Origin of the sequence: Aquitalea magnusonii, assembly GCF_002217795.2 — a bacterium.
GTDB classification, from domain to species: domain Bacteria; phylum Pseudomonadota; class Gammaproteobacteria; order Burkholderiales; family Chromobacteriaceae; genus Aquitalea; species Aquitalea magnusonii_B.
The window spans coordinates 1,076,105-1,097,896 of the sequence record NZ_AP018823.1 but is presented as its reverse complement, the minus strand read 5'-3'; the positions used below and the strand labels follow the sequence as shown (position 1 = coordinate 1,097,896).

Annotated in this window: 19 protein-coding genes; 6 read left to right on the top strand and 13 right to left on the bottom strand. The window is 59.3% G+C overall.

What is annotated here, in order from left to right; translation table 11 throughout:
* Positions 1-78: 78 nt before the first annotated feature.
* From DLM_RS05335 to DLM_RS05305, 7 genes are all read right to left on the bottom strand, one after another.
* Positions 79-1,263 carry an O-succinylhomoserine sulfhydrylase gene (locus DLM_RS05335; RefSeq protein WP_089085310.1) on the bottom strand — a complete coding sequence of 395 codons (1,185 nt, stop codon included), beginning with the start codon at positions 1,261-1,263 and terminating at the stop codon, positions 79-81.
* Between the two features lie 183 nt (positions 1,264-1,446).
* Positions 1,447-2,979, bottom strand: coding sequence for an amidophosphoribosyltransferase (gene purF / locus DLM_RS05330; protein ID WP_089085309.1), 1,533 nt, complete (start codon positions 2,977-2,979; stop codon positions 1,447-1,449).
* A gap of 112 nt (positions 2,980-3,091) precedes the next feature.
* Positions 3,092-3,586 carry a CvpA family protein gene (locus DLM_RS05325; protein WP_089085308.1) on the bottom strand — a complete coding sequence of 165 codons (495 nt, stop codon included), beginning with the start codon at positions 3,584-3,586 and terminating at the stop codon, positions 3,092-3,094.
* Positions 3,587-3,592: 6 nt separating this feature from the next.
* The gene (locus DLM_RS05320; RefSeq protein WP_089085307.1) at positions 3,593-4,519 is read right to left on the bottom strand and encodes an SPOR domain-containing protein; all 927 of its coding nucleotides are present in this window, start codon (positions 4,517-4,519) and stop codon (positions 3,593-3,595) included.
* Between the two features lie 7 nt (positions 4,520-4,526).
* A complete protein-coding gene (gene folC / locus DLM_RS05315) occupies positions 4,527-5,792 on the bottom strand; it encodes a bifunctional tetrahydrofolate synthase/dihydrofolate synthase (protein ID WP_089085476.1) in 1,266 nt (421 codons plus the stop codon).
* Positions 5,792-6,253, bottom strand: a complete 462-nt coding sequence (locus DLM_RS05310; protein WP_089085306.1) for a protein YgfX — start codon at positions 6,251-6,253, stop codon at positions 5,792-5,794. The genes folC and DLM_RS05310 overlap by 1 nt, the downstream gene beginning before the upstream one ends.
* 8 nt (positions 6,254-6,261) lie before the next feature.
* A complete protein-coding gene (locus tag DLM_RS05305; protein ID WP_089085475.1) occupies positions 6,262-6,618 on the bottom strand; it encodes a hypothetical protein in 357 nt (118 codons plus the stop codon).
* 109 nt (positions 6,619-6,727) lie between these two features.
* Here DLM_RS05305 and DLM_RS05300 point away from each other — a divergent pair, with 109 nt between their 5' ends.
* The 3 genes from DLM_RS05300 to DLM_RS05290 are packed head-to-tail and all read left to right on the top strand — an operon-like array spanning position 6,728 to position 9,773.
* Positions 6,728-8,647, top strand: coding sequence for an ATP-binding cassette domain-containing protein (locus DLM_RS05300; RefSeq protein ID WP_089085305.1), 1,920 nt, complete (start codon positions 6,728-6,730; stop codon positions 8,645-8,647).
* Entirely contained in the window at positions 8,644-9,195 is a 552-nt protein-coding gene (locus tag DLM_RS05295) for a C40 family peptidase (protein WP_231960078.1), read from the top strand. Before DLM_RS05300 ends, DLM_RS05295 begins: the two co-directional genes overlap by 4 nt.
* A gap of 2 nt (positions 9,196-9,197) precedes the next feature.
* On the top strand, positions 9,198-9,773 hold the full coding sequence (locus tag DLM_RS05290; protein ID WP_089085304.1) for a hypothetical protein: 576 nt from the start codon (positions 9,198-9,200) through the stop codon (positions 9,771-9,773).
* A 76-nt stretch (positions 9,774-9,849) separates the two neighbouring features.
* Here DLM_RS05290 and DLM_RS05285 read toward each other — a convergent pair whose 3' ends face one another.
* Positions 9,850-11,058 carry an amino acid aminotransferase gene (locus DLM_RS05285; RefSeq protein WP_089085303.1) on the bottom strand — a complete coding sequence of 403 codons (1,209 nt, stop codon included), beginning with the start codon at positions 11,056-11,058 and terminating at the stop codon, positions 9,850-9,852.
* 284 nt (positions 11,059-11,342) lie between these two features.
* Between DLM_RS05285 and DLM_RS05280 the strand changes: the two genes are divergently transcribed.
* Positions 11,343-11,627, top strand: coding sequence for a hypothetical protein (locus DLM_RS05280; RefSeq protein ID WP_089085302.1), 285 nt, complete (start codon positions 11,343-11,345; stop codon positions 11,625-11,627).
* 75 nt (positions 11,628-11,702) lie between these two features.
* On the opposite strand, the gene DLM_RS05275 is transcribed toward DLM_RS05280, so the two are convergent.
* The 5 genes from DLM_RS05275 to selD all read right to left on the bottom strand — a co-directional run bounded on the left by DLM_RS05275 (position 11,703) and on the right by selD (position 18,626).
* Positions 11,703-12,077: a cupin domain-containing protein gene (locus DLM_RS05275; protein ID WP_089085301.1), complete on the bottom strand. Its 375-nt coding sequence runs from the start codon at positions 12,075-12,077 to the stop codon at positions 11,703-11,705.
* Between the two features lie 178 nt (positions 12,078-12,255).
* The gene (locus tag DLM_RS23835; protein ID WP_269461354.1) at positions 12,256-12,381 is read right to left on the bottom strand and encodes a hypothetical protein; all 126 of its coding nucleotides are present in this window, start codon (positions 12,379-12,381) and stop codon (positions 12,256-12,258) included.
* A 122-nt stretch (positions 12,382-12,503) separates the two neighbouring features.
* Positions 12,504-15,083 (bottom strand): ATP-dependent chaperone ClpB, encoded by a 2,580-nt coding sequence (gene clpB / locus DLM_RS05270; protein WP_089085300.1) that lies wholly within the window; start codon positions 15,081-15,083, stop codon positions 12,504-12,506.
* A 161-nt stretch (positions 15,084-15,244) separates the two neighbouring features.
* Positions 15,245-17,263, bottom strand: a complete 2,019-nt coding sequence (locus DLM_RS05265) for a methyl-accepting chemotaxis protein (protein ID WP_167467040.1) — start codon at positions 17,261-17,263, stop codon at positions 15,245-15,247.
* Between the two features lie 322 nt (positions 17,264-17,585).
* On the bottom strand, positions 17,586-18,626 hold the full coding sequence (gene selD / locus DLM_RS05260) for a selenide, water dikinase SelD (protein ID WP_089085298.1): 1,041 nt from the start codon (positions 18,624-18,626) through the stop codon (positions 17,586-17,588).
* Positions 18,627-18,644: 18 nt separating this feature from the next.
* On the opposite strand from selD, the gene mnmH reads away from it, so the two are divergent.
* Together mnmH and mnmC are read left to right on the top strand one after the other, a co-directional pair.
* The gene (gene mnmH, locus DLM_RS05255; RefSeq protein ID WP_089085297.1) at positions 18,645-19,685 is read left to right on the top strand and encodes a tRNA 2-selenouridine(34) synthase MnmH; all 1,041 of its coding nucleotides are present in this window, start codon (positions 18,645-18,647) and stop codon (positions 19,683-19,685) included.
* A gap of 130 nt (positions 19,686-19,815) precedes the next feature.
* Positions 19,816-21,792 (top strand): bifunctional tRNA (5-methylaminomethyl-2-thiouridine)(34)-methyltransferase MnmD/FAD-dependent 5-carboxymethylaminomethyl-2-thiouridine(34) oxidoreductase MnmC, encoded by a 1,977-nt coding sequence (mnmC, locus tag DLM_RS05250; protein ID WP_089085296.1) that lies wholly within the window; start codon positions 19,816-19,818, stop codon positions 21,790-21,792.

Below are 21,792 nucleotides of genomic sequence, written 5' to 3'. Positions count from 1 at the left end.
TTTCCAGTACACCATCGCGAAAACGGCAGTCTAAAGTCTAGACTGCCGTTCGTTTGAATGAAACGCAGGTATAAATATTTAGTCAAGTCCGCGCGCCAGATCGGCCTGCAGATCTTGCACATTCTCCAAGCCCACCGCGACACGGATCAGCCCCTCCACGATGCCGGCCTTCTCACGAATCTCTGGCGCAACCCGCGCATGGGTGGTCGATGCAGGGTGGGTAATTGTACTCTTTACATCACCAAGATTGGCAGTTCGCGAAATCAGCTGGACGCCATCCACCAGCTTCCATGCCCCAGCACGACCACCCTTGACCACAAAAGACACCACCGCACCACCGGCTTTTTGCTGACGCTGCGCCAGTTCATGCTGCGGATGGCTGGGCAGCCCCGGATAGTAGACACGTTCGATGGCGGGATGCGCCTCCAGCCAGCGCGCCAGTTCCAATGCATTGGCGCTGTGTTTTTCCATGCGCAGCGACAAGGTTTCCAGACCGGACAACAGCACCCAGGCATTGAACGGAGCCAGGGTCGGGCCGGCGGTGCGCACATGCAGGTAAACCTGCTCTACCAGTGCATTGCTGCCGACAACCGCACCACCCATCACGCGACCATGGCCATCCAGGTATTTGGTGGCCGAATGCATGACCAGATCGGCACCCAGTTTCAGCGGCTGCTGCAAGGCCGGTGAACAAAAACTGTTATCCACCACCAGCAAGGCATGATGGCGATGGGCAATGGCGGAAATGGCAGCGATGTCTGCCACTTCCGTCAGCGGATTGGAAGGTGTCTCCAGAAAGAACAGCTTGCTGTTGGGTTTGGCCGCAGCCTCCCATGCCGCCAGGTCGCGCGCATCAACAAAGGTGGTTTCCACCCCGAATTTTGCCAGCAGACCGGCAAACAGATTGGTAGTGGAGCCGAACAGACTTTGCGAGGAGACAATGTGATCGCCAGCCTTGAGCAGGCTCATCATGATGGCCTGAATGGCCGCCATGCCGGTGGCGGTGGCAATGGCACGCTCGCCGCCCTCCATCAGCGCCAGTCGCTGCTGAAAGGCCGTGACGGTGGGATTGGTGAAACGGGAATAGGTATAGCCCTCTATTTCACCCAGAAACATGGCGGCAGCCTGCTCCGCCGACTCATAACAGAAACTGGAAGTCAGGTGCAGAGCCTGGCTGTGTTCGCGATATTCGCTGCTTTCGCGCCCGCCACGGATTGCCAGTGTTTCAGGATGATAGTGCTGTGCTGTATTTTCGACTGACATGATGATTCTCGAACTTGTTACCGGCGACAAACCACCATGACTTGTCACCGCCTTGTGCGGGCTATATTGCCTGATGGCAACAGTTTAGCTAAATGAAATTGCGGCATAACGATGTCAGCGGCCAGCGCTATTCAACGCCCACAATGAAAAAACCGGCTTGCGCCGGTTTTTTCTGCGCCTGACTTACATCAGGTTTTGCTCTGCCACATTCAGGTTCAGGTCAATCATCTGGGTGCTGACCGGATTTTCCTCTTTCTTGTCCGCACCACGGGCGCACTCGATGGCATCCAGATAAGCCGCCGTGATATCGCCGGTGATGTACTTGCCATCAAAGCAGGAGGTTTCAAACTCATGCAATTTCGGGTTCACCGAATGCACTGCTTCTTGCAAGGCCGACAGGTCCTGGTAGATCACCGCGTCCGCGCCAATCTCTGCCGCGATCTCCAGCTCGGTGCGGCCGGTGGCCAGCAGTTCGGCACGGGTAGGCATGTCGATACCGTAGACATTGGGGAAGCGCACCGCCGGCGCAGCGGAAGCAAAGTACACTTTTTTGGCTCCGGCATCGCGCGCCATTTGTACGATTTCCTTGGATGTCGTGCCGCGCACAATGGAGTCATCCACCAGCAGCACATTGCGGTCCTTGAACTCGCAAGCCACCGGGTTCAGCTTCTGCCGTACCGATTTTTTACGCACAGCCTGCCCCGGCATGATGAAGGTGCGACCGATATAGCGGTTCTTGATGAAGCCTTCGCGGTACGGCAGGCCCAGGCTATTGGCCAGCGCCAGTGCGCTGGGGCGGCTGGTATCCGGAATCGGCATCACCACATCGATATCCAGCGCCGGCAGCACGCGGCGGATTTTCTCGCCCAGCTTCTCCCCCATCACGATGCGTGACTGGTAGACCGAAGCACCATCAATCACCGAATCCGGACGAGCAAAGTAAACATATTCAAACAGACAGGGCGCATGACGCACTTCCTTGGCGCACTGACGGGCATGGAAGTCACCATCAAAGCTGACAAACACACCCTCACCCGGCTCGACATCACGCAGCGTGCTGAAACCGGAGCAGTCCAGCGCCACCGATTCGGAAGCAAACATGTACTCGGTCTTGCCACTACCCTGGGTACTGCCGATCACCAGCGGACGGATACCATTGGGATCGCGGAAGGCCACCAGGCCATAACCGGCAATCAGCGCCACCACGGCATAAGCACCGCGCACACGGCGATGCACTGCCTCGACGGCACCAAAGATGGCATCCACGCTCAGTTCAAAGCCCACCACACGCTCGGCCAACTCGTGCGCAAATACGTTGAGCAACACCTCGGAGTCGGAGTTGGTATTGATATGGCGCAGGTCATGACGGAACATGTCCGCCTTGAGTTCATCGGTATTGGTCAGGTTGCCGTTGTGCGCCAGCACGATGCCAAACGGCGAGTTGACATAGAACGGCTGGGCCTCGGCCAGACTGGAGGCAGAGCCGGCAGTCGGGTAGCGCACATGGGCGATACCGGCATTACCCATCAGCGAGCGCATATTGCGGGTGCGGAATACGTCGCGCACCATGCCGCTGCCCTTGTGCATGTGAAAGGTCTTGCCACTGGAGGTGACAATACCCGCCGCATCCTGCCCACGGTGCTGCAGCACTTGCAGTCCGTCATACAACAACTGGTTGACGGGAGACTGCCCTACCACGCCTAGAATTCCACACATTGCTCTACTCTCTCTTCCCAACTACCTGGATTTTCAGACAAAACTTACAGCCAAAGAAAAAGGCGGAAATCTTGAGGTGAAGATATCAAGATAATCCGCCTGTTCCATCACACTAGCCCGTGTAATGCAGATTGTCTGCCAGCATGGCTGGCAGCCAGGGCCTTAATGACAAGGCCAGTGATTCGAATGGAGCGGCCAATACCGCATTCCTCCACATAGGCTGGCGCGGCATATCACTCAAGCCGCCCACCAGCACCAGCACCGTCACCAGCACCAGCCCGCGAGCCAGGCCGAACACGGCACCCATCAATCGGTTCAGACCACCCAGGCCAGTCGAATCAAGCAGACTGGTCAGGGTGATGCGTAATAATGCCGTGGCCAGCCACGACAGGAAAAACAACAGCACAAAAGAAGCAACCAGCCGCAAACCCTGACTGGGCAACTCATTGGGCATGAAGGTGGCCAGCAGCGGAGACAGCTCCTTGGCACACCAGAACGCCAGAATCCACGAACCCAGCGACAGCACTTCGGCCACCAGGCCACGCACCATGGCCACCAGCACGGAGCCGATCAGGATGGCAATCACCACATAATCGAAGACGGTCATCGCTGCTTACTTGCTCACGATAATGCCAGACACGCCAGCCTGGGACAGCTTGCGCAAGGCAGCCTCCGCCTCGGCACGACTGGCAAACGGCCCAACCCGCACGCGAGTTACTTCGCCCTTGCTGGTTTGCACCTTGGTAAAGTGAGCCGCCACACCCAGACCGGACAATTTGCTCTTGAGTGCATCAGCCTTGGCCGGGTCTGACAGGGCTGCCAGCTGAATCACCGACTTGCCACTGCCGACATTATCCACTTTTTCTGCTTTGGACTCACTTTTCTTTGCCGGAGCCGGCTTGGCCGCAGGCTCATCATCGAAATGCCCAGCCAGGATTGCGGCAGGATCTGCTTGCTTGTGCTTGGCCGCGGCTGGCTTTTCCACCTTGGCCGGTTTGTTGTCTGCAGCCGCAGGCTGATGCAGCTCAGCCGGTTTACTGGCTACTTTCTTCTTTGCTGGCTGATGCGCCAGAGGCTGACTGGCCGCACCATCCGCCGGCTTGGGTTTACTGGCCTGTACTGCAGCCACGGCACCAACCGCGGCGACCGCAGCAGCCGCCGGCGCTGACAGTTTGGGCGCGGCTACCGGCTTGTCCTCGCCAACCGAGCTAAGATCTGCCGGCAGTTGCGTGGTGGCCACCTTGGCTGACGGCGCGGAAGCAGCGGCCAGCACAGGAGCGGAAGCCACAGACTTGCCCGCCTGGGATGCCGGGCTGCTCGCGGCCAGGTTCACTGCCGGCGGCAATGCGGTTTCAGCCGGCACTCCGGATGCTTCACTGGCAATTTCCACCGATTCCGGGCGCATCTGCTGGTCAGGCAAATGGCCAACCACATTCCACAACACCACCGTGGATACCGTGACCAGCACAACCGCACCGACCAGACGACGCCTGGCACGCTTGCGCAACAAAATCAGTTCATCGTGAGCAGACAGAGCCATGCAATCCTCAAATGCGTTGCCGACGGGCTTCCAGCACCTCGGCAACAGTGTGGAAAGAGCCGAAAACGGTAATTCTATCATTCTCGCCCGCTGCCGATAAGGCAGCTTGCCAGGCAGACGCAACATCATCAAAGGCGCGCACCTTGCCGATGCCCGCTGCATGCAGTTGCGCGGCAATCTCGGTGCCGCTCTGCCCGCGTGGCATATCCAGCCCGGCCACAAACCAGGCATCGAATTCATCCTTGGCCAATTCGGCTACTGCAGCCAGATCCTTGTCCGCCAGCATGGAAAATACCGCATAGCGGTTTTCAGCGAATGGCAGTTGACGCAGGCTGGCCACCATGGCCTTGACCGCATGCGGGTTATGCCCCACATCCAGCACCACCACCGGTCGCCCTGGCAATACCTGGAAACGCCCTGGCCATTCCACTTCGACCAAACCTTGCTTGAGCGCACCAATGCCTACCGGCAGACGCGCATGCAGGCAATCGAGCACGGCCAATGCGGCTGCGGCATTGCCTAGCTGGTAGCCACCACGCAGCGCAGGCATGGGCAAGGCATGGCGACGTGCGCTGCCCATCTGGAAGGACCATTGATTGTCCATGCGGGAATAGTTGTAATCGCGGCCCAGAAGCTTGAGATCGGCACCGATGGCCGCGGCATGCTCCAGCAGGCGCTGCGGCGGCTGCGGGTCTGCGCAGATGGCTGGCTTGCCCGGCCGGTAGATGCCGGCTTTCTCGAAGCCGATGTCTTCGCGGTTGTCACCCAGAATGGCAGCGTGGTCGATATCCACACTCACCACCACCGACACATCCGGTTCAAAGATGTTCACTGCATCCAGACGCCCACCCAGGCCAACTTCCATGATGGCTACATCGACTTTTTCTTCGATAAAGCTGTGCATGGCACCCAGGGTGCCGAACTCGAAATAGGTCAGCGAGGTGTCCCCGCGTGCCGCATCGATGGCGGCAAAACTGTTGATGATACGTTCATCACTGACCGGCTTGAGATCGATTGCCACCCGCTCGTTATAGTGGCTGATGTGCGGCGAGGTGTAACAGCCCACCTTGAAACCGGCGCGCTGGTACATGGTGGAGAGCATGGCACAAACCGAACCCTTGCCATTGGTCCCTGCCACCATGATGACCGGGAAGGATGGCTGCAGTTGCATGGCATGCCACACTTTGCGCACACGCTCCAGGCCCATGTCTATGGTGGTGACGTGCAGGCCTTCCAACCATTGCAGCCAATCGTTCAGGGTAGTTCTTTGCATCATGGACTTTCCAATACCGCAGGCGATGCCTGCTTTGCTGCCGGGTAAAACCACAGCAAATACACGCGCAATTGCCGCAATGCTGGCTGATCGGCACTGTCTGGCAGCAACAAGCAGCTACAACGACGCCCGGCGCGCATTACATTGACAATGACAAATAGTGGGGAGACGAAACAGTCGTCGCGCAGCGAAACCTCGATTGACGCCCCGTCCTGGTGCCAGTGCATCCGGCCTAGCGCATCCACCTCGATGCGCATGACCCGATGCGGCTGCCACCATCCATTGGCGCGCACGGCAAACCAGGCCAGCACGCACTGCAGGGGAATCATCGCCGCCCACTGCGGCAGGTAGTACAACAGCAGGGAAATCGACAAGGACAGACTTGCCAGCACCAAGCCCAACCAGAGGCGCGATGGCCGCAACTGCAGGGCAAAAGGCGGCAGCAGACGGGCCTTGTGCATGAGATGGCTTACAGTTCGCCCGCCGGGCTGTTGCTGATGTCGCCCTCTACGGAATCGAGCACGGTGGAGTGGATTTCCACATCGAACCACTCCCAGAAAGCCTTGAGGGACATGTCCTTGGGCCACAGGTCTTCGTCGTCATACCAGGATGCCACTTCAATCTTGAACAGCTGCTCGTACTGCTCGTCGATATGGGCAACCGCCTCTTCCGGCTCATTGAACTCCGGCAACAGGATCACCGTGCAGTCACTGCGCAGGCTGTCCAGGGTCAAATCCACCATATCGTTGCCGGGCACGGCATTCAGCCAGTCCAGAAATGGCTGTTTGGGTTTGATTACGGCAACCGAGCGGTCAACAAAATACATGGCAATCCTTTCAATCCAAAGTTGGCGCGCATTGTAACCCAAGTCGGCAAGGGCCAGCACACCGCATGCTACAATTGCGGCCATTGAACCCTGATTACAAGATGCCGCAATGTCATTGATTTCTGTTGAAAAGGCCTGCCTGGCGTTTGGCCACCACGCCCTGCTGGATAATGTCGATTTCGCACTGGAGCCAGGCGAGGTAGTGGGGCTGATCGGCCGCAACGGTGCCGGCAAGTCGTCCCTGCTCAAGGGTATTGCCGGTGTCATCACACTGGATGATGGCCGCATCAACACCAAGGGTGATGTGCGCGTAGCCTATGTGGCACAGGAGCCGGAACTCAATCCGGACGACACGGTGTTTGATGCTGTTGCAGCCGGACTTGGCGAACTGAAGGCCTTGCTGCGTGAATACCACCATGTCACCCAGCAACTCACCCAGCCGGATGCCGACCACGCCACCGCCCTCTCACGCATGGAAACCCTGCAACACGAGCTGGAAGCCCGCGATGGCTGGCAGTTTGACGCGCTGATCGCCACCACCCTATCCCACCTGGACCTGAAACCAGACACCCTGATTCGCGAATTGTCCGGCGGCTGGAAAAAGCGCGTCGCGCTGGCACGGGCATTGGCGGCCAAACCGGATGTCCTGCTGCTGGACGAACCCACCAACCATCTGGATGTTTCCGCCATCGAATGGCTGGAAGGTTTGCTGAAGAACTTCAGCGGCAGCGTGCTGCTGATCACCCACGACCGGCGCTTTCTGGACAATGTCGCCACCCGCATCGTGGAACTGGATCGAGGCATCCTGCGCAGCTATCCGGGCAGCTTCACCGCCTACCAGGTACGCAAGGCCGAGGAAATGACCATCGAAGAAGAACAGAACCGCATCTTCGATAAATTCCACGCCCAGGAAGAAGTATGGATCCGCAAAGGCATCGAGGCGCGCCGCACCCGTAACGAAGGCCGCGTGCGTCGCCTGGAGGCCATCCGCCGTGAGCGCAGCGCCCGTCGCGAGCGCGTGGGCCAGGTCAACTTCCAGTTGGATGCCGGTGAGCGCTCCGGCAAACTGGTGGCCGAGCTGGAACATGTCAGCAAGGGCTTTGAAGGCCGCACCCTGATCAAGGACTTCACCACCCGCATCCTGCGCGGCGACAAAATCGGCCTGATCGGACCGAACGGTGCCGGCAAGACCACCCTGCTCAAGCTGATTCTGGGTCAGCTGGAAGCCGACAGCGGCAGCATCAAGCAAGGCAGCAAGCTGGAAATTGCTTACTTTGACCAGTTCCGCGAACAACTGGACGAAGACACCAGCGTGGCCGATATCATCAGCCAGGGCAATGACTTCGTCGAAATCGGCGGGGTGAAAAAACATGTGATGAGTTATCTGGAAGACTTCCTGTTCTCGCCACAACGTGCGCGCAGCCCGGTGCGCTCGCTTTCCGGTGGCGAACGCAACCGCCTGCTGCTGGCCCGCCTGTTCACCCGTCCGGCCAATGTGCTGGTGCTGGATGAACCCACCAATGACCTGGACATCGATACGCTGGAACTTCTGGAAGACGTGATTGCTCAATACAGCGGCACTGTCTTTCTGGTCAGCCACGACCGGGCTTTCCTCGACAACGTCGTCACTCAGGTGATTGCCTTTGAAGGCAATGGCCAGTTGGAAGAATACCCCGGCGGCTATCAGGACTGGATAGACACCAAGGCCCGCATGGCGGCGATGCAGGGCGAGAACGCCAGCAAGACTACGGCAGCGGCAGGCAAGCCAAGCCCGCAAGCCAAAACTGACAAACAACGGAGCAATCGCAAGCTTTCTTATAATGAAACCCGCGAGCTGGCCGCGCTGCCCGAGGAAATTGCCACACTGGAAAACGAGCAGGCTGTGCTGAACCAGCAACTGCTTGATCCCAATTGCTATCGCGACACCCCCAAGGAAGCCATTGCCTGGCAGCAACGCATCGAAGCCATCGACGAACTGCTGCTGGAAAAACTGGCCCGCTGGGAAGAACTGGAGGCAAAACAATCATGAGTAAAACCCGGCCCACCCCGCCCTCGCTCGAACGCCGCCGTGTGCTTGGCGGTGCCATGCTGGGAGCCCTGGCCTTGTGGCTGAGTGCCTGCGGCACCCCGCCCCGGAAAACAAGCCAGAGCCGCCCACGTCCGGGGCAGGACAAGACACTGTCAGCCCTGAAAGCCGACGGTGCAGGCCGGGAAATCCTCATGTACACCCTGGGCCTGCTGGACCTGGACTACAAATTTGGTGGTGCCAACCCGGAAGCCGGACTGGATTGCAGCGGCATGGTCAGCTACATCTACCAGAATGCGGTGGGCGTGAAGTTACCGCACAATGCCGCCCAAATCGCCAGCCTGGCCCGTCCCATCAGCAACAGCCAGATGCAGGTGGGCGACCTGGTGTTCTTCAATACCATGAACCGCGCCTTCTCCCACATGGGCATCTACATTGGCGACAACAAGTTCGTGCATGCCCCACGCACCAATAGCGCCATTCGCGTGGACAGGCTGGACAACAGTTATTTTGCCGCCCGCTATGAAGGGGCGCGCACCCTGTTTGCCTGAACATGGCACACCACTGGCAGGACAGCTTGATCCGGAGATGGCGGCAACGGCCAGCCCTGCACCGGGATGGCGTATCACTGCAAGAAGACTGGCTGCTGCGCAAGCTGCAGCAGGCATTGAATGGCGACAGCCTGCAAATTGATGACCTGTCGCTGCTCAGCCGCGACAGCACCTTGCATTTGACTACACATCAACCCCTTGCCGCCCGGCTGACCCTGCATTTCGATTTTTTACCCATAGACTGGAGCAGCAGGCAGATCCATTTGCGCTACCACGTTCAGGGCGAGGCGATTGCCCCTTCTACCACCCGCCGCCTGCTGGGCGGACTGCTGCTGGGCGTGATGGAAGGCGCATTCGGCCACAAAGCCCTGCAACAACTGGCCAAGCCACTGGACTGGCTGAACCTGGAGCAGGATGTTGCCATTATCGACCTCACCCAACTGCCGGCATTGCAACAATGGCTGGACTACCCGCTGCTGGGCAAACCACTGGCGGCACGCCTGAGCATCAAGGCCATCGAGACCAGCCCCGGCCTGCTACGCATCCGCCTTGGCCGCGCCCCGACACCCGCAGACTGAAAAACACATGCAGATATGCCAGGCACAATAAAAAAACCCCGCCGCAGCGGGGTTTTTCGCGTCAGGGTGAAAGCAATCAGCCCTTGACTACCTTGGCAATGGCTTCAGCCACATAAGGCAGGTTCTTGCTGTTCAGCGCAGCCAGGCAGATACGGCCGGTGGAAACAGCATAGATGCCAAATTCGCTCTTCAGCACTTCCACTTGCGCTGCAGTCAGGCCGGTGTAGGAGAACATGCCGCGCTGCTGCGCCACGAAGGAGAAGTCCTGCTCCACGCCTTGGGCCTTGATGGCGTCAACCAGACCGGTACGCATGGCGCGGATGCGGTCACGCATGCCGGCCAGCTCGTCTTCCCACTGCTGGCGCAGCTCGGGGCTGGACAGCACGGCAGCGACGATGGCTGCACCGTGGATCGGCGGGTTGGAGTAGTTGGTACGGATCACGCGCTTCAGTTGCGACAGCACGCGGCCGGTTTCTTCCTTGCTGGCAGTCACGATGGACAGGGCGCCAACACGCTCGCCGTACAGCGAGAAGCTCTTGGAGAAGGAGCTGGACACGAAGAACTGCAGGCCGGAAGCCGAGAACAGACGCACGGCAACAGCGTCAGCATCAATACCGTCGGCAAAACCCTGGTAAGCCATATCCAGGAAAGGAACCAGACCCTGGGCACGGCACACTTCCACCACCTCGGCCCATTGGGCGTCGGACAGGTCGGCACCGGTCGGGTTGTGGCAGCAGGCATGCAGCACGATGACGGAACCGGCAGCCAGGCTTTGCAGGAAGGACTTCATGCCCGCAAAGTCAACGCCACGGGTAGCCGCGTCGTAGTAGGGGTAGTTTTCCACGGTGAAGCCGGCGGATTCAAACAGCGCGCGGTGGTTTTCCCACGACGGGTTGCTGATGTAAACCTTGGATGCCGGGTTCAGGCGTTTCAGGAAGTCGGCACCGATCTTCAGGGCACCGGTACCGCCCAGCGCCTGGGCAGTTACTACCTGACCATTGCTGATCAGCGCGCTGTCGGCACCGAACAGCAGGTTTTGCACGGCGCTGTCGTAAGCGGCCGGGCCTTCGATCGGCTGATAACCACGCGGCAGCAAGGCATCAACACGGGCCTTTTCCGCAGCCTTGACGGCGGCCAGCAGCGGAATCTTGCCATTATCGTCGCTGTACACACCCACACCCAGGTTCACCTTGAAGGGACGGGTATCGGCGTTGAAAGCTTCGTTCAGGCCAAGAATCGGGTCGCGCGGGGCCAGTTCCACCGCGGCGAAGATCGAAGAGGTCATGCAGGGGCTCCATTTGCTTTGCAGAACAGCCGCAACCGGGTGCTGAGCAAGCAGCTGGCCACGGCTGATTGATGAAAATCTTTGTCCGGCACAAAGTTTACCACCATCTGGCGGCTTGCTGCGCTGCAATGCCGACAAAACAACAAGCTGCCAGCCGTGGGCGATCTGACGCGAGATTGCATACCGTCGCGATCGAAGTCGCCCTATCCATGCCGCCACTTGAACCTTGCCACGCACGGACTAGTCTTATGACAAGTACAAACGCACGACGAGGAGTCCTGACCATGAAAAAAGGCATCCTGCTGTTCTGGCCGTCTTTTCTGATCGCCGCACTGGCCACCAGTGTGTTTTTCTCGATTTTCGACCCTGCCGAACTCAAATTGCACGGCAATGCCCTGTTTGCCGACAAGTTATCGGCCTATTCGGTATTTTTCCTGGTCAGTTGGGCCTTTGGTGCGCTCAACACCGCCATTGTGCTGGTGCTGGAAAAGTCATCGCGCGAGATCAATGGCTTTACGCCACCGCCGGTGCAGCCGATGGATGATGCGGAAGATCCGCTGCGCAGTTGAAACGGCGTGCTTGATCGGCAATGCAAAAGGGCGACCCGCGTCGCCCTTTTGCGTGACTGTCTTCAGTCAGATTGCTCAGCCCTGAGATGGCGGTGCCGGTGTCTGGCACACCACGAAGTATTTGCGCACCGCCTGCACCACCTCAAACACGCCCACAAAGCCGGCGGGTATGACTGCCGCCTCACCAGCCTTCACTGCCACGACCTTGCCAGTCTCATCGTGCAAGCGCACCAGGCCTTCGATCACGCAGAAAAACTCGTGCTTGTCAGCGGCAAAGCGAATACGCCACGCCCCTGTTTCACAAGCCCAGATACCACAACTGAGCGCTTCATCAGCCGTTTCGTAGTGGGTCCAGGTATAGCGTTGTGGATTCCCGGCCAGCAGTCGATCCGGCCGCGGCTGATCGACCACGGGTGTAACTGTTTGGGAAAAATGGGTAATGGCGGGCATGCTGCTTGTTTCCTGCAAACGAAAAGCGTCATTATCGCCGCTGCTGTCCAGCGGAGCCAGACTCCCCCAGCCGCTGCGCCATGCGCTGCAACATCAGCTTGCTCAGCAGCCAGTACACTGACAGCAGCGCCAGACCGTGCGCGCCATGCAGTTACACCATGTCATCATGGGTGGCGGCTCAGTTGGGCGCGGCACCGGAGAAAATCGTCAGTAGCTGTGCTGCGCCCGGTTCGACGTTGCGGCAGTATGGCTGCTGCAGGTCGCGCAACGGGTCATGCGCAGCCTGCAGCAGGGAGTCCGGCATGGCGCGTTTCCAGAAAGAAAAGCTGATTATCCTGCAACTGCCGTCCGTGGCTCCATTCCTGAAACCACCTCGCGCCCAATGAAAAACCGGCCACGCGGACCGGTTTTCTGGTCAGGACGCGCTCAATCAAATACTAGCTGACCGTTGCGCGCCTCCACCATGACGGTGGCTTTGGGCGGATACTTGCCGGCCAGTATCGCCTTGGCCAGCGGGTTTTCCAGCTCGTTCTGGATGGCGCGCTTGAGTGGGCGTGCGCCATACACCGGATCGAAACCTGCCTCGGACAACAAGGACAAGGCCTCTTCGCTGATTTGCAGGTTCAGCTCCAGCTTGGCCAGACGATTCTCCAGCCCCTTGAGCTGAATGCGGGCAATGGCCTTGATGTTCTTCTCGTCCAGCCCGTGGAACACCACCACCTCGTCGATGCGGTTGATGAACTCGGGGCGGAAATGGGTTTTCACCTCGGCCATCACCGCCAGCTTGATCACCTGATAGTCATCGGTCGCCATGGCCTGGATCTGCTGGCTGCCCATATTGGAAGTCATCACCACTACCGTGTTCTTGAAGTCCACGGTACGGCCCTGGCCATCGGTGAGGCGGCCGTCATCCAGCACTTGCAGCAGGATGTTGAACACATCCGGATGCGCTTTTTCCACCTCGTCCAGCAGGATCACGCTGTACGGTTTGCGCCGCACCTGCTCGGTCAGATAACCGCCCTCTTCATAGCCGACATAGCCGGGAGGCGCGCCGATCAGCCGTGCCACCGAGTGCTTCTCCATGTATTCGGACATGTCGATGCGGATCAGGTGCTCTTCGCTGTCGAACATGAAGCCGGCCAGGGTCTTGCACAGCTCGGTCTTGCCCACACCGGTCGGCCCGAGGAACAGGAAGGAACCATAGGGCTTGTTCGGATCGGCCAGGCCGGAGCGCGAACGGCGAATGGCATCGGCCACCGCACGTACCGCCTCATCCTGCCCCACCACGCGCTGGTGCAACACGTCTTCCATGCGCAGCAGCTTTTCCCGCTCACCGGTCAGCATTTTAGATACCGGAATACCGGTGGCACGGCTGATGACTTCGGCAATTTCCTCGGCACCCACCTGGGTACGCAGCAAGCGGTTAGGCTTGTTGTCAGCGCCGGCATCGGCGGCTTCTGCTTCGCGCAACTGCGCTTCCAGCTGCGGCAGCTTGCCGTATTGCAGCTCGGCCAGTTTTTGCCAGTCACCCTTGCGCTTGAGGTCCTCCATGTCCACCTTGAGGCGGTCGATTTCCTCCTTGATGGTCTGGCTGCCTTGTGCTGCGGCTTTCTCTGCCTTCCAGATTTCCTCCATGTCAGCGTATTCACGCTGCAAACGCTGGATTTCGTCTTCAATCAACTGCAGGCGCTTCTGGCTGGCCTCGTCGGTTTCCTTGTTGACCGCTTCACGCTCGATTTTCAGCTGGATCAGGCGGCGGTCCAGCTTGTCCATGGCTTCCGGCTTGGAGTCCAGCTCCATCTTGATACGGCTGGCGGCTTCGTCGATCAGGTCGATGGCCTTGTCCGGCAGGAAGCGATCGGTGATATAGCGGTTGGACAGCTCGGCTGCCGCCACGATGGCCGGGTCGGTAATGTCCACACCGTGGTGGATTTCATACTTCTCCTGCAGGCCACGCAGAATGGCGATGGTGTCTTCCACCGTCGGCTCATTCACCAGCACCTTCTGGAAGCGGCGCTCCAGTGCGGCATCCTTTTCGATGTACTTGCGGTATTCGTCCAGCGTGGTGGCACCAATGCAGTGCAGCTCGCCACGCGCCAGGGCCGGTTTGAGCATATTGCCGGCATCCATCGCGCCATCGGCCTTGCCCGCCCCCACCAGGGTGTGGATTTCGTCGATGAAGATCAGCGTCTGGCCATCGTCCTTGGACAGGTCATTCAGCACGGCTTTCAGGCGTTCTTCAAATTCGCCACGGAACTTGGCACCGGCAATCAGCGCGGCCAGGTCCAGCACCAGCAGACGTTTGTTTTTCAGGCTGTCCGGCACTTCGCCGTTGACGATGCGCTGGGCCAGGCCTTCGACAATGGCGGTCTTGCCCACGCCAGGTTCGCCAATCAGCACCGGGTTGTTCTTGGTACGGCGCAGCAGCACCTGAATGGCGCGGCGGATTTCGTCATCGCGGCCAATAACCGGGTCTAGCTTGCCGTTACGGGCGCGCTCGGTCAGGTCGGTGGTGTACTTTTTCAGTGCCTCGCGCTGGCTTTCCGCGTCCTGACTGCCCACGGTCTGGCCGCCACGCACCGCCTGGATGGCCGCCTGGATGGCATTGTGATTACCGCCATGTTCTTTCAGCAGACGGCCGGTCTCGCCCTTGTCCTGCGACAGGGCAGACAGGAAGGACTCGCTGGAGATGTATTCATCGCCCTGCTTGGTGGCAATCTTGTCGGTGACGTTGAGCAGATTGCCCAAGTCGCGCGAGACGGTGATTTCACCATTGGTGCCCTGCACTTTCGGCAGGCGCTGGATGGCCGCCTTCAGTGCTTGCTTGAGGCCGGGTACATTGACGCCGGCGCGGGCCAGCAGGCCGCCGATGCCGCTGTCGTTGTCATCCATCATCGCCAGCAGCAGGTGCTGCGCTTCGATATAGGCATTGTCTTCGGCCAGTGCCATGCTTTGCGCATCACCCAGGGCCTGCTGGAATTTTGTGGTCAGTTTTTCGAATCTCATCAAAAGGCTCCCTCAAAACAAGATCTTGATCTGTTTGCAATATTGACTCATTGCTACACATCCTGCCCGACCAGAAAATGCAGCTGCATTGACCATGATATGGAGGCAGTTTTTCCCGCCACAAGTCATGGTATGCAGTTTTGTCATGGCTTGATCTTGCTTCAGGTTCTGAACGCGCGCACTTCCTCCTTCAGAGAGTCGGCCAGGCCGGCCATGTGACGGGCCGTTTCGGCGGAGCGCTCGGCGGCTTCATTGCTGGTTTCGGCCTGGCTGGCCACTGAATTCACCCGCTCGGCCATCTGTTCCACAATACCGCGCTGCAAGGACAGTTCGTGGTTGATACGCTGCACCACCTCCATGGCACGGCGGGAGTCTTCCACAATGGAGCCGATGGCTTGCCGTGCCGCCGAAGTGATGGCTGCGCCTTCGGATGCCTGCACCACCGACTGGCGCATGGATTTGACTGCCTCATCGGTAGCAGACTGAATCTTGCCTATCATGCCGCTGATTTCCTGGGTAGAAACGCTGGTGCGCTCTGCCAGTTTGCGTACCTCATCGGCCACCACGGCAAAACCACGCCCCATTTCCCCCGCACGGGCAGCTTCAATGGCGGCATTGAGCGCCAGCAGATTGGTCTGGTCGGCAATATCGTGAATCACATTGACGATGGCGGTGATCTGCTTGGCACTGCTTTCCAGCGTAGTCAGGCTGTCGGCGGCGGCGGCCAGGGTGGCCGAAATGTGGCTGACACCATCCACGGCGGCTACCAGGCTGTCGCTGCCTTGCATGGCCGCTTCGCTGGAGGCGCGTGCCGCATCACTGGCTTCACTCGCTACCTGTTCAATCTGGGCCACCCCGGCAATCAGCATGCCGGTTTGCTCGGACATGGCCAGCGCACTGCTACGCTGCTCGCCGGAGCTGGCAGCGGCGGCACCGGCCTTCTCGGACAACTCCTGGGCCGCGTGGTCCAGATCGACCGCGTGCGAACTGGTGCGGTTCAGTGCCTGCTGGAAACTGTCCAGCAGGCCATTCATGGCGTCAGCAACCTGCCCCACCTCATCTTTGCGGTTGATGGCCAGGCGTTGGGTGAGGTCACGGCTGTCACGGATGCTGCCAACCTGCCGCACCAACTGTTGCACTGGTTTTGCCACCAGATGGCGGGTAAACAGCAGCAGCGCCAGCGCAAGAATCACCAGCAGGAGGCCGGCACCACCGGCAAGCCACAATAGCAACTGGCGGTTTTCCTTTTCCAGCTCGCTACGGGTTTCATTGCTGACAATCATCCAGCCCCAGGGCTTGTAGGTGGCATAGGACAGCATGTGATCTGCGGCTCCGGCCTCACCAGGCAGCTTGATGATCTGACTGCCCTGACCTGCCGCCATCAGCTCCTTCGCATAAGGCTGACCATTGGCGTCGACATCCTTGCTGACCGGCTGGCCGGACAACTTGGGATGCTGCACATACTGCCCATAGGTTTTGGAATTCTTGTCCGCATCGATGATATCGACATGACCGCTTTCACCCAGCTTGACCTTGGACAGTCGCACCAGCAAACCGGCAATACCCTCGGTGGCACCAACACCGACAAAAGTGGCACCAATCACGTGCTGGCCGGCATCCTTGATGGGGCTATAGCTGGTGATGTAATCACGGCCATACAGGTCCACTCTGCCAGCGTAGTTTTCACCATTCATCAACTGGGCATAGGCCGGGCTGTTGTGATCGAGCTTGCTGCCCAGCGCACGGCCACCGTCTTCTTTCAGCACCGAAGTGGCAATACGGATGAACTCATCACCGTCACGCACAAACAGCGTTGCCACATTGCCGGTCTTGGAAGAAAACCGATCCACAATGTCGTTGTTGCCGTTGACCGGGGTATTGCCCAGCACCAGTGCCGGCGTGGATGTGCCGGACACCTCGATACGGCTGGCGGGATTGAGGGAAAACGCGCCGCCGATTTCGCCCAGCAGGACTTTTTCAAACTGGCGGGTGGTGATTTTCAGCGACTCGTTGAAGGCGTCAATCATGTTGATGGACTGCGTGAGCAACTGCGCCTGGACTTTTTCCGTCCGCTCCTGCATCACCCTGCCGGTGAACAAATACAAGGGCAGCATCAATGCCATTGCCACCACGATCATCAACACAACCTGGGTTGTAACCAGTCGCGATCCGATACTCATGCCTCGCTTCATCAGCTTCTACCTCCCCACTGCCCTTCCCGTGATACGGGACTGTTTATTTATAATTCAGTATCTTTTTGAAATACTGGCTTAATGTCAGTGAACAAGAAAAATGCGCGAGAAACATCTGATTGTCAATCAGGCCGCATCTTGTCATCCGCTGGCAAACAAGCAGGATTCGCGCCAAGACAAGCGGGCGGTAAGGTGTTTATCACCAGCCTAGCCTGCTTTTAGCGCTGGGCAGCGACACCGCGGTAGAAATGTCTGCACCATGAAAAAACCCGGCGCCGGGCCGGGTGTGTTGTGCTGCTGCAAGCTAACGTCAGTCAACCAGAATCTGCGCATCGCCTGCGCCCAGATGGCCGATGGCCCGGGCATAGGCAAAGCCTGCGGCATGAAATGCCGCCAGCACCGCATCCGCCTGCTCCGGAGCAACAGCCACCAGCAGACCGCCACTGGTTTGTGGATCAGCCAGCAGACGTTGCTGCCAATCGGGAATACCGGCGGCAAAGTGGACATATTGACCAAAGCTGGCCTGGTTGCGCTCTATCGCCCCCGGACCATAGCCCTGTCTGGCAAAATTCTCAGCTTCCTTGATCACCGGCACCTGCGCCATGGTCACGCGTGCCTGCAGGCCGGAACCCTTGCAGATTTCCAGCAGATGCCCCAACAGGCCAAAGCCGGTGACATCGGTGAGCGCATGCACGCCGGGCATGCCCGCCAGCGTTGCACCCACCTTGTTCAACTGAGTGGTGGAGGCGATCAGGGCTTGATAGCCGGAATCATCCAGCACACCTTTTTTCATTGCCTGGGCAAGAACACCCACACCCAGACCTTTGCCGATGATCAGTACATCGCCATCCTGTGCGTCACAATTGCGCTTGAGCTGGTCGGGGTGCACCACCCCCAGCGCAACCAGGCCATAGATCGGTTCGGGAGAGTCAATCGAATGGCCACCGGCAATGGGAATGCCGGCAGCGGCACACACGGCCTGGCCACCATCCAGAATGGCGCGGATGGTTTCCACCGGCAGCACGTTGACCGGCATGCCGACAATGGCCAGCGCCATGATGGGCGTGGCACCCATGGCATAGATATCGGATAGTGCATTGGTGGCGGCAATCCGGCCAAAGTCGAAGGCATCATCAACGATGGGCATGAAGAAGTCAGTGGTTGCCACAATGGCCTGCTCGTCATTCAAGCGATACACCGCGGCATCGTCACTGGTTTCGGTACCCACCAGCAACTGCGGAAACACCATCTTTTCACGCGCGGTTGACAGGATGGACTCCAGCACCGCGGGGGCAATTTTGCAGCCGCAGCCACCGCCGTGGGATAATTGCGTCAATCTGATTTCTGCCATTTGAGGGCCACTCCCACCATGCATTTCAAGGTCGCGAAGCTATCACAGCTGGGGCAGTTTGACGAGATCATCGACGTGCGCTCACCCGCCGAATTTGCCGAAGACCACTTGCCCGGCGCCATCAATTGCCCGGTGCTGGATGATGAAGAACGCATCCGGGTGGGCACGCTCTACAAGCAAGTCAGCCCGTTTGAAGCCCGCAAGCTGGGTGCGGCACTGGTGGCACGCAATATTGCACACCACTTGCAAGAACGCTTCCATGCCAAGCCAAAATCCTGGAAACCGCTGCTTTACTGCTGGCGTGGCGGCCAGCGTTCGGCCTCGATGGCCATCATCTTCAGCCAGATAGGCTGGGCCGCCCATCAACTGGAAGGTGGCTACAAAAGCTATCGCCACCAGGTGCTGGAAGATCTGGCCACCTTGCCCCGGCAACTGCAGCTACAGGTGATTTGCGGTCCCACCGGCTCTGGCAAGAGCCGTCTGCTGGATGCGCTGCAGCGCACTGGCCGGCAGGTACTGGACCTTGAAGCGCTGGCAGTACACCGAGGTTCGGTACTGGGCCGCCTGCCCGATCAGCCACAGCCATCACAAAAGTGGTTTGACAGCCAGTTGCGCCAGGCCATGTTGCGGCTGGATCCGGTACGGCCGGTATATATCGAAGCGGAAAGCCGCAAGATAGGCCAGCTCAGCCTGCCGGACAGCCTGTTCGCCTGCATGCATGCCAGTGACTGTCTGACCATGACCGTGCCGCTGGCAGAACGGGTGCGCTGCTTGCTGGAAGACTACCCGTTTTACCTGCAGCAACCGGAGCGGCTGATTACCCAACTGGGTTTCCTCAAGGCCGTGCATTCGCGTGAACAACTGCAACACTGGCAGCACATGATAGGACGCGGCGATTTCGCCACCCTGGTCGAAGAACTGCTGGCCCAGCATTACGACCCACTGTACAGCCGCTCCATGAACCGCCACTACAGCCGCCTGACACAAGCAAGGCAGCTTGCGGTACACAGCCTGAGCCCCGCCGCACTGGACGCTGCCGCCAGCCGGTTGCCCACCTGACGGCCACCGGCCTGGCTTACGCCTGTTAACAGTTAAATCCGCCATTTGCTGACCGATACGCCCATGCCGGCTTGGTGAAAGGGGTAGAATACGACCCTCCTTGGCGCCTCTTTACAACACGCACGCAAGCATGAGTACACACGCACAACTTGACTGGCTGGATGGCCAGCCGGTCTCGGTCGCATTTGGCGATGTCTATTTCTCCCGCAACAGTGGCCTGGATGAAACCCGCCATGTATTCATTCATCACAACCAGTTGCAGCAACGCTTTGCCGCCCTGCCCGAGCAAGGGCAGTTCTGCATCGGCGAAACCGGCTTTGGCACCGGCCTGAACTTTCTGTGTGCCTGGCAAGCCTTTCTGGCCCATGCACCACAGACGGCACGCTTGCACTTCATCAGTGCAGAAAAATATCCACTCACCCCGGCTGATCTGCAGCAGGCACTGCAGCTATGGCCGGAACTGGCACGCGAAGCCGATCAGTTGCTGCAGCAGTACGATGCGCTGAGTGCTGGCTGGCACCGCTTTGTGCTGGAGAACGGACGGATATTGCTGACCCTGCTGATAGGCGATGTATTGGAAGTGCTGCCACAGCTGGATGCCCGCATCGACGCCTGGTTTCTGGATGGATTTGCACCATCCAAAAACCCGGACATGTGGCAGCCGGCACTGTTTGCCCAGATGGCACGACTGGCAGGCCCTGACACCACCTTTGCCACCTTTACCAGTGCCGGCTTTGTACGCCGTGGCCTCAAAGAGGCCGGTTTCAGCGTCAAAAAAGTACCAGGCCATGGCCAAAAGCGGGAAATGAGCTGCGGCCAGTTGGTACAGGCCCCGGCGCAAGACTGGACGCCGCCATGGTATGCCCGTCCTGCACACCAGCCAGGACGTGAACGCAGCGCCATCGTGGTGGGAGGCGGCATCGCCGGTGCCTCCACCGCATACAGCCTGGCCATACGCGGCTGGCAGGTGACGCTGGTTGAACGCATGCCGGCGCTGGCGCAAGCGGCCTCCGGCAATCCGCAAGGCGTGCTCTATACCAAGCTGTCCGCCCATTTCACGCCACTCACCCGGCTGGTACTGGCCGGATATGCCTATTCCCTGCGCCAACTGCACCAGCTACTGCCGCAGAGCGAGGAAAACTGGCAGGCCTGCGGCGTGCTGCAACTGGCGCATGAGCCCAAGGAAGCCGAACGGCAATCCCTGCTGGCCAAGGCTGGTCTGCCATCCAGCCTGCTACGTCAGGTTGGGCCGGCAGAAGCCAGCGCACTCGCCGGCATTGCACTACAACATGGTGGACTGTTTTTCCCACAGGGCGGTTGGCTGCACCCACCTGCCCTGGTACGCGCCCTGTGCCAACATCCCGAAATCAGCCTGCGCACCGCCCGTACCGTGGTGGAACTGGACTGGAACCCGCAGGAGCAATGCTGGCTGGCCAGCGATGAACAAGGGCCGCTGGCCATGGGCAGTATTGTGGTCCTGGCCACCGCTGCCGATACCACTGCATTCGACAGCACCAGCCATCTTCCGCTGAAGGCCATCCGCGGTCAGGTCAGCACGGTTGCGGCCACCACCGCCAGCCATGCCTTGCAAACCGTGCTGTGCGGCGAAGGCTATATTTCCCCCGTGCGCGGGCAACAACACTGCCTGGGTGCCACATTCAAGTTTGATGCCGACAATCTGCTGGTGAATTCGCAAGAACATGCGGAAAACCTGAGCATGCTGGCGCAACTGGCACCTGCTTTGCATCAGGCATTGGAAGACGGGAACGGCAACATCGCGGTGACAGGTGGCCGTGCTGCCTATCGCTGCACCAGCCCGGACTATCTGCCCCTGATCGGCCCGGTGGCCAATCGTCAGCAATTTGCTGCCTGCTACCGCCAACTGGCTAATGATGCCACCCTGAAGCTGACGCAGGATGCTCCCTGGATAGACGGCCTGTATGTCAATACCGCACATGGTTCGCGCGGCATGATTACCGCACCGCTGTCTGGAGAAATTCTGGCGGCTTATCTGGATAATGAACCTGCGCCGTTACCCAGCGCACTGATGCAGGCCGTGCATCCCAGCCGCTTCATGCTGCGCCAACTGGTACGCAAGCAGACATGA